The organism is Streptomyces sp. NPDC045701 (genome assembly GCF_056432045.1).
The window spans coordinates 1-5,012 of sequence record NZ_JBWKJV010000122.1; the positions used below are offsets into that span (position 1 = coordinate 1).

General features: G+C 66.7%; 2 protein-coding genes and 1 pseudogene. 2 read left to right on the forward strand and 1 reads right to left on the reverse strand.

Features of this window, described 5'->3' with window-relative positions; all coding sequences use genetic code 11:
* Window positions 1-1,181: 1,181 nt before the first annotated feature.
* Entirely contained in the window at window positions 1,182-1,676 is a 495-nt protein-coding gene (locus AC07DW_RS33330) for a DUF6841 family protein (RefSeq protein WP_478861365.1), read from the reverse strand.
* Between the two features lie 1,006 nt (window positions 1,677-2,682).
* On the opposite strand from AC07DW_RS33330, the gene AC07DW_RS33335 reads away from it, so the two are divergent.
* Both AC07DW_RS33335 and AC07DW_RS33340 read left to right on the forward strand, forming a co-directional pair.
* Complete coding sequence (locus tag AC07DW_RS33335; RefSeq protein WP_478861366.1) at window positions 2,683-3,819, forward strand: low temperature requirement protein A; 1,137 nt, start codon at window positions 2,683-2,685, stop codon at window positions 3,817-3,819.
* Window positions 3,820-4,547: 728 nt separating this feature from the next.
* A pseudogene (locus AC07DW_RS33340) lies at window positions 4,548-4,901 on the forward strand (transposase); the annotation flags it as partial.
* Between the last annotated feature and the right edge of the window lie 111 nt (window positions 4,902-5,012).

Genomic DNA, 5,012 nt, shown 5'->3' on the forward strand with positions numbered 1-5,012 from the left:
GGGTGTACTTGCTCGGTGGTGCCACTTCTTGCGTCCTCTTTTCCGTTCAAGGCAATCCTATTGGACGTCTGTCCGGAAACTTCGGGGCACCTCAGTACGCGGGGATCACCGGGGCTTGTATTTGTGAGCGATCACGAAATTCCCCAGGGGGATGACGGGTGCGGCGGGTAGTAGGTCCTGGTCATCGCGATGACGGACGCTTCCTCGATCAGTGGTTCGAGGTCGAAGGAAGCGCACGATGGCAAGGAGGTCATGGTCTTTCTGCGCGTACGCCACTGATACCGGCCGGGCCCTGACCGGCCGGGTGGCCTGCGTACCTGCCAGCTGGGCCGGGGACGCCGGCCGGTGCCACGCGGCGGGGATTCCCCGGCAGCGTGCGAAGGAGGCCGTGACCAAGCCGGAACTGGGCCGCCGGATGGGTGAACGCTGCCGGCGGGCGGGGGCTGCCTCTGCGGCCAGGACCGGCAACTGCGCGCCGCACTCGGGCCCCGCCTTTCCTGCCCCCGCCGCCCCTCCCGGCCACCCTCGCCATCGCCCAGTCTCTGTGGCGCCGCACCCACAGAGACCGCGATCGCCACTCACGGCTGCAGTAACGGTGGTCTTGACCGTGCTCTCTGATTTCCCTACCCGGGACAACGTGCGGCGTCCCGCCCCGCTGGGGCGCCTGAGGGTTTCCATCCCGGCGATGGGCGAAGTCACGCCTCCGGAGCCTACATAGGCAACACTCCAATAAGGTCTCAACGAAGGTCGTCGCCAGGCGTTGTTGAGGGTCGGGGGCGGCCTTTAGAGCGTGGTGCAGGTGCGGGCGCCGGGGTGAAGCTCCGGGCGGGAGCCATTGCGGGGCTTGCTGAACGGGTGGCAGATGCCGGTGCCGACGCCTTGGCAGCCGGCGTGGAGCGAGAACGGGCAGCACGGCGGCGGCCGCTCGGTGCGGGGCCGGCAGGCAATGTGGGCGGGCGGCGGTGATGTCCGGCACCGAGCACGGCCTGGCATCGGGCACCCATCATGGAGTGCCGTCCGGGGCGGACAGGAATTGCGTGTGCCCCGGACGCCTGGTTGCTTCGCGGAGTACCAGGCGTCGACCTCTTTATCGCTGGCGCCTTGGTGGTAACAACGGCCAGCAGCGGCAACCCGCCGTTGAGTACTTGATTCGCTCATTTCGCCCGGCGGACAGGCTGCGCTTACCCAGCCGCAGCAGGACTGCAATCACCGTCAGAAACCGGTCCATCAGGGGCTATAACTACCGACGCACAATGCTGCCATTTTTTGTCCGCCTTGGCGACCAAATACAAGACACGTGTCCGCTGGAACTCCTTGCCGTGGCGGTCGGCGCGTGACCAGATGACCTCGATGGCAGCAGCCCGGCGGTTCAGGATCTGCACGGTCCGGCGCACTTCCTTGCTGCTGCCGTAGTGCGCCGCGCGCAGGCCATGAAGTTGACTGGATAGTTCGTGTCCAAGGTCATGACGCGTCACAACCGCAAGGTGCGCTTTATCGGTGGTCATGGTCAAGGGCAGAGCGAAGTACTGCAACAGTGGGACGGGATCCGTCTCTCCGGTCATTGCCAGACCGGCAAATGCCTCCGCATATTCGTCAAACCATTCATGCACTTCTCTCAGAACTGCGGAACCGTTAATATGCGTCTCCTCATCCCAGGTGCGGGTATCAGCCGCCATAGTGGACCACCTGCCTGTGCTGCCTTGCCTTCACGAGATATTCGCTGCCGAGACGGCTGATGCCGAATGTATAATCAGCGTCCGATGGGGGCTACCTACAACTGGACGGTCTTACGGCCACAGCAAGCAGGCGGAAACAGCTGCATTCGTACCGTCGCTCAGTGGTAACTCGTCCAGGCCGGGCAGGACAGATGGCCATGAGCTGCTCGACCCGCTTGCAAACCACCTGACACCCTTGCTTGCAGGCGGCGCGGGATACGTGGCGGGCCGTGGATCCCTGCCGGAGCCGGCGGCAACTGGCAGATGCGCTCCGCAGCGTCTGGGCGAAGGACGCGCCAGGGCTTGGCAACAGGCGCGAACGGCACAACCGGGTCGCTGCGGCAGCACTCCCCGGGGCACGGACCTGTCCGGTGGAGGGCCAGCGAACCGTTGTCCTCGATCGGGGCCGGCACGGCTTGTCAGGGCGCCGCTGCCGTCGCCGCAGTGCCCCACCGGCGGCAGCCAGGCCAGGACCTCACACAAACTACGTCACCGTGCGCATTCACACTTCAGAAAGCCGGCCGATACAGCGACCGCACGGATCAAGACCTGGCGGATCCCCCGGCACACCCGATGCAGCCCCAGCCTCATGACATCATCGCCAAACCATCCTCACCCTGCACAGCCACCGCTGAAAGGGCTCGGTTCGAACCGGCACCGCCCCTGCACCAACAGCGGAGCACACACCGCTGCCCCGGCGTGTGCTCGTCGCCAGCCACGCGCGGCCCTGAGGGGGGGGGACCGTTACAGACCTGGCTGCAGGTGGCTGCCGGGCGCCTGCGAGAGCGAACGCAGGGGGCTCGCTGACTACGGGGAACCGGAGGTACGGAGCAGTTGGACAGCCAAATGGGGGGTGAGCGACGGACCTTGTTGATACCCATCTGGCTGACCATAAGGAGGTGCCGCGCCGAGAAGTCTGCAGTGGCGGGGCGAGGTGCCCCGCGGCTGATCACTCTGGGATGAGGCGATGGGAGATACATACCTGCGGGGGGGCCGCCATGCGGAGTGGCTGGAGTTGTTTTTCGACCTGGTTTTCGTTGTATTCGTCTCACAACTGGCGCATTCGCTGCACGGGAATCCTGATGCCCGTGATTTCGTGGGTTTCTTCGCCCTGTACTTTCCTCCGTGGTGGATGTGGGTGAACTTGACGGTGTCGGCGAATCTGTTCGTCCAGGACACAGCTCGCCGACGTGTACTGATGCTGGGGGCCATGCTGTGTCTGGCGGTGATGGCTGCTGCGGTTCCCGGGGCGGCCGGTGAGCGGGGAGCGGCCTACGCTCTGGGCTACTGCGGTACGCGGCTGGTTCTTCTGGGGCTGTGGTGGCCGTCGGTGCGCCAGGGAGGCGGGAATGTGCCGACCTGGCGCCCGCTGAGTTACTGCCTGGGTTCGGCGGCGTTGTGGGCCTGCTCGATGGCGGTGCCGGTGCCGTGGCGGCATGGGGTATGGGCCGTGCTTTTGGCTGCCGAGGTCACTCTGCTGCTGAGTGCGCGCGGGCTTCCCCGACAGCTTCACGTGGGGCATTTGGTGGAGCGTGTGGGCCTGTTCATGATCATTGTCCTGGGTGAGTCGGTGATGGGGCTGGTCGTCTCGGGCAGCCATATGTGGACGGGCCAGGCGGCCTGGGTGGCGGTGTGCGGCTTTGTGCTGCTGGCCGCCGTGTGGTGGTCGTATTTTGATTTCGGGGTGTCTACCGCGGAGGTGGTCCTGCAGGCAGCCGTCGGGCGGCGCCAGTACACGCTGGCCCGTGATGTCGCCGGGTTCCTTCATTTTTTTGTGACTGCGGGGGTGATCTGCAGTGCGGCGGGCCTGGCCACTGCTGTTGAAGAGGCCGCGCGTGAGCGTCTGTCCGGTGGTGCGGTGTGGTCACTGGCCGGGGGTGCCGCCCTGTATTATGCGGCCCATGGCGTGATCGCTCTGCGTTACGGGCGTGCGCCGGCGCGCGTGGCGGTATGGGCGTTGCCGGGCATCGCTGTCACGCTGCTGGTCGGCTTGTGCTCCGGTGGGCTGAGGCCATGGCAGGTCGTTGCGGTGCTGGCAGTGGCAGCGTGTGGCCATCTGGTGTTTGCCCGGGTGCTGACGCGACGCTGGGGGGGCGGCGCGTAGGATGTGAGTTTCCCGTGCGTCACCGGAGACTTCCGGACCGGTCGGTTGTTCGGTTGTGATCACACAGATGTCCCCAGAGGAGTTGGCCGATCTCGCTCTTGGTGCAGGGGGACTGCTGGTCGGAGGCACCTGCTGCAGGACGGTGCCCTGCAAGCTGCGGCTCGCGGCAGCCTGAGAGCCTGTCGGGGGGCCGCTTGAAGCACGCGAGGCAGAAGAGGAGCGTGGCCACGAAGGCCAGGGCGGCCTGGGTGCCGGTAGTGGCCGGAGCGGCGGTGCTGCCGAGCTGGGCTTGGAGGAGGACGCCGGTGGCAGCGCTGCCGAGGGGGTGCCGCCGAGCTGGCGGGTGGTGCTGACGACGGACGCGGCGCCGACCAGCGAGGGCTCCGGGCTTCGGGTGGCGATGCTGGCGAGCGGGGCGGAGACCAGTCCGATGCCGATACCGGACGCGAGAGGCGAGGGCATGAGTGCCCACAGGCTGACACCTGGGCCCAGCAGCCACGCCAGCGAGCCGGTGCCCGCAATCAACAGGGCGAAGCCGGCGGCTGCGAGCAGGCGGGGGCTGGCGGGGTCGGACCGCTTCCCAGCGAGTCGTGCGCACAGGGAGGACGGGGTGAACATCGGCACGGTGGCAGCGCCGGCTGCCAGGAGACTTTAGCTGAGGTCGCTCTGAAGGTAGATCACAGGCCAGGAACAGGCTGCCCATGGGCCTCAGGCCGCTGAGCGCGAGCGCGACGGCCTGCAAGGCGCGGGTGAACCATCAGACCGTCTCCCAGGCCGTCGTCATCGCCACTGGCATCACCAAGGACGCGGCCGCGATGTCCTTGGTGATGCCAGTGGCGATGACGAGAGACCCACGATTCCGGAGTTCCTGTCTGCGCTCACTCCGCGCCGGCGGCCTGGGCGGCGTTCGCCTGGTCATCGCCAGCCACCACAGCGGACTTGTGGCCGCGACCCGCAAGGTGATACTGGGGCTCCTTGTACCAGTGGTGCCGCGTTCACTTCCTGCACGACTGCTTCGCGCACCTCCCAAAGGCCCTGGTGAGGTAGTCGCCGTGACGATCCGGACCGTTTTGCCACGACCGAGCTGCTGCCGATCCAGTACTACAGCCGTGAGTCGCGGTTGCGGTCTCTGCGGTCGCGGGTGGCGTGATGGCTTTGGCGGGCGCGGGTCTGGTGGGTGCGGCGCCAGAGGG